Annotated in this window: 2 protein-coding genes; both read left to right on the top strand. The window is 72.2% G+C overall.

All coding sequences use genetic code 11. From position 1 onward, the window contains the following. Positions 1-86: 86 nt before the first annotated feature. On the top strand, positions 87-1,784 hold the full coding sequence (gene asnB / locus ACVNF4_RS33300; protein WP_461806603.1) for an asparagine synthase (glutamine-hydrolyzing): 1,698 nt from the start codon (positions 87-89) through the stop codon (positions 1,782-1,784). An 18-nt stretch (positions 1,785-1,802) separates the two neighbouring features. Beyond that, positions 1,803-3,974 (top strand): bi-domain-containing oxidoreductase, encoded by a 2,172-nt coding sequence (locus ACVNF4_RS33295; protein WP_461806602.1) that lies wholly within the window; start codon positions 1,803-1,805, stop codon positions 3,972-3,974. Positions 3,975-4,053: the final 79 nt, after the last annotated feature.

Here is a 4,053-nt window from a genome sequence, read left to right as displayed (position 1 = left end):
GCGGTGCCTCAAGTCCCGGTGAATCGTTGGTCGAATGGGTTGGCCCCAGGCACCCCACTGCCTACCATCGATCACCGCAAGACTTTGTGCACCGCCGCACAAGCTCCCACACCGAGCTGCGGGCCGAACTGGCCGCCGCCGGCGTTCGGTTCCGGGGCACCTCCGACACGGAAGTACTGCTGGAGGCGTGGCGGCGCTGGGGCACGGACTGTCTGCCCCGGCTGCGCGGCATGTTCGCGTTCGGCATCTTCGACGAGCGCACCGGCGACCTGGTGCTCGCCCGCGACCAGCTCGGTATCAAGCCGCTGTTCGTGCTGCGGCGCGGCGACGGCCTGGTGTTCGCGTCGGAGCTGAAGGCCCTCGCGGCCGTGACGGGCCGGTCCCTCGATGTGGACCCGGCGGCGCTGGTGGCGTCGCTGCTGTACTACTGGGTGCCGGACTCGCGGTGCGCGTACCGGGAGGCGGAGAAGCTGCCGCCGGGGAGCTGGCTGAGGTGCCGGGCGGACGGCTCGGTGGAGCGCGGCCGGTACTGGAACCTGAGGGACGTCGCCGCCGAGGCCCGCGAGGACGGACTCCCGGACCTGGCCGCCGTCGTCGAGGAGTCGACCCGGCGTCACCTGCTCTCCGACGTGCCGGTGGCGACGTTCCTGTCCGGCGGCCTCGACTCCAGCTACCTCACCGCGCTCGCGGCGCGGGAGCGGCCGGGGATCTCCGCCTACACGATCGGGTTCCGCGCCGAGGACGCCCGCTTCGAGGCGATGCCGGACGACCTGCGCTACGCCCGGCAGGTCGCCGCCCGGTTCGGGGTGGACCTGAAGGAGATCGAGATCGCCCCGGACGTCCTGGACCTGCTGCCGCGCATGACGTACCACCTGGACGAGCCGATCGGCGACCCGGCCGCGATCAACACGTTCCTGATCTGCCAGGCCGCCCGCGAGGCCGGGGTGAAGGTGATGCTGTCGGGGATGGGCGCGGACGAGCTGTTCGCCGGGTACCGCAAGCACTTCGCGAACCTCCTCGCGGTGCGCTACCAGCGCGTGCCGCGTCCGCTGCGGCGCGGGCTGTCGCGGGCCGTGGACCGGCTGCCGGTGGCGTCCGCCCGCCGGGGCTACCGGTCGGTGCGGTTCGCGAAGCGGTTCCTGTCCTTCGCCGACCTCCCGGAGGAGACGGCGTTCCGGCGCAGCTACACCCTGTACGACCGGGGTGAGCTGCTCGACCTGATCTCCCCGGACCTGGCGGGCACGGTCGACGACGTGCTGACAGAGCACGCCGACACCTACCGGGACAACGAGCTGGACGACTTCGTCAACCGCATGTGCCTGGGCGACGCCCGCATGTTCCTGCCGGGCCTGAACCTCGCCTACACGGACCGCTCCAGCATGGCCGCCTCCACGGAGGTGCGGGTGCCGTACGTGGACGTCGAGGTGGTGAAGGCGGCGTTCGCGGTGCCGGGGAACCGGAAGATCGTCGGGCGGCAGGGGAAGGCCGTCCTGAAGGAGGCGGCGGCGCTGGTGCTGCCCCGGGAGATCGTGTACCGGCCCAAGGGGTTGTTCAGCGCTCCGCTGCGGGCCTGGATGAGCCGGGATCTGGCGCCGCTGGTGCGCGAGGTGATCGAGGACGGGGAGCTGGTGCGCGCCGGGTTCCTGCGGCGGGACGCGCTGGCGCGGATGGCCGCCGAGGACGCCGCCGGGCAGCAGGACTTCTCCAAGCATCTGTGGCACGTGCTGACCCTGGAGCACTGGTACCGCGCCGCGACCGGCCAGAGCTCCTCCACGACTCGCTAGAGAACAGGACAGCTTCGGGTGAAACAGGTTGTGCAGAACTACAAGAGCGGCGAACTGGCCCTGCTCGACGTGCCGGTGCCCGGCTGCAAGCCGGGTGGGGTGCTGGTCCGCAGCGCCTACTCGCTGATCTCCACCGGCACCGAGCTGATGAAGGTGTCCGAGGCGGGCATGTCGATGCTGGGCAAGGCCCGGTCGCGGCCGGACCAGGTCGCGAAGGTCGTGCAGAGCGTCGCCGTGAACGGGGTGCCCGCGACCTACCGCAAGGTGATGGGCAAGCTGGACTCCTACACGCCGCTGGGCTACTCGCTGTGCGGGGTCGTCGAGCAGGTCGGCGCCGGGGTGGACGACGTGAAGGCGGGCGACCTGGTGGCGTGCGCGGGCAACGAGCACGCCCTGCACGCCGAGCTGAACTGGGTGCCGAAGAACCTCTACGCCCCGGTCCCCGACGGACTCGCCCCGCAGCACGCGGCGTTCGGCACCGTCGGCGCCATCGCGATGCAGGGCGTGCGCCGGGGCGAACCCCAACTCGGCGACACGGTTCTCGTGATCGGCCTCGGCCTGATCGGCCAGCTGGTGGTGCAGCTCCTGACCGCGTCCGGGGTGACCGTGATCGGCGTCGACCCCGACCCGGCACGCTGTGAGCTGGCCGGACGACTCGGCGCGGCGGCCTGCGGCGACCCCTCGTCGGCGGCGGTGGAGACAGCCGTCGCCGAACTCACCGGCGGGCACGGTGTGGACCAGGTGTATCTGGCGGCCGGCGGATCGAGCAATCAGCCCGTGGAGCTGGCGGCACGACTGTGCCGGGACCGGGGGCGGGTCGTCGACATCGGGAAGTGCCGTCTCGACCTGCCGTGGAACGCGTACTACGAGAAGGAGCTGGACGTCCGCTTCTCCCGCAGCTACGGGCCGGGCCGGTACGACCCGGAGTACGAGCTGGAGGGGCGGGACTATCCGATCGGGTACGTCCGCTGGACCGAGCGCCGCAACCTGGCCTGCTTTCTCGACCTCGCCGCGCGCGGCCGGGTCGACGTGGCGCCGCTGATCTCGCACACGGCCGACTTCGCGGACGCCGTCGAGACGTACCAGGGCCTGAAGGACGGCGAGTTGAAGGCCGTCGCCGTGCTCTTCCGCTACCCGGGACACGCGCCGGAGACGCGGCCCGCGACGACGGTCGCGGTGCCGTCCGTGGAGGTGAAGCGGACGGCCCGGCCCGTGCGTGCCTCGCTGCGGGTGGCGTTCGTCGGCGCGGGGAACTACGCGTCGTCGATGCTGCTGCCGCACCTCGTCGAGCGGGACGGCGTGGACCTGACGGCGGTCGTCACCACGACCGCGCTGTCCGGCGCCAACGCGCAGCGCAAGTTCGGCTTCGCCCGTGCGACGACCGACCTGGACGCGGTCCTCGGCGACACGTCGATCGACGCGGTGTTCGTCGTCACCCGGCACAGCTCGCACGCGGCGCTGACCCGCAGGGCGCTGCTGGCGGGCAAGGCGGTGTTCGTGGAGAAGCCTCTCGCACTCAGCGAGGAGGAGCTGGCCGAGGTGCTCGGGGCGGTGGAGGAGTCGGGCAACGACCGGCTCCAGGTCGGTTTCAACCGGCGGTTCGCGCCGCTGCTGCGGGAGGCGAAGGAGCGGTTCGGTGCCCGGAGCGGCCCGGCGAGCCTGCGGTATCTGGTCAACGCGGGGCGCCTTGACCACGGGAGCTGGTATCTGCGGCAGGACACCGAAGGGTCGCGGTTCGCCGGAGAGGGCGGACACTTCGTCGACACGGCGAGCTGGCTCCTGGACGCCGACCCGGTCTCGGTGTACTCGGTCGCGGCACCCGGCGGGGAGGACCTCCAGGTCGTGCTGCGCTACCCGGACGGGTCCACCGCCACGATCAGCTATGTCACGAGCGGCCCGTCCGGTTTCCCGAAGGAGACCCTCGACCTGCTCGCGGACGGCCGGGCGCTGCGCCTCGACGACTTCGTGCGCGCCTCCGTGCACAGCCCGAAGCGGTGGGTGAGTTCGCGGCTGCCCAAGGCCCGCGACAAGGGGCAGAACGCGCAGCTCGCCGCGTTCGTCCGGGCCGTGCGGACCGGCGGCCCGATGCCGGTGCCGCTGGAGTCACTGGCTGCGACCACGGCCGCCACTCTCGCCGTGCCCGTCGCGCTGGCGGCGGGGACGCCGGTGACGCTGGCGGGGGTGCGATGACCCTGGACACGGGCTGGTACCTGCGGCGGCTGTCGCGGATGGGGCCGGCGGAGATCGGCGGCCGGGCGGCGGACGCGGC

The organism is Streptomyces sp. S6, from assembly GCF_054880855.1.
The sequence above is the reverse complement of the archived record's forward strand: the minus strand, read 5'-3'. Positions and strand labels throughout refer to the sequence as shown.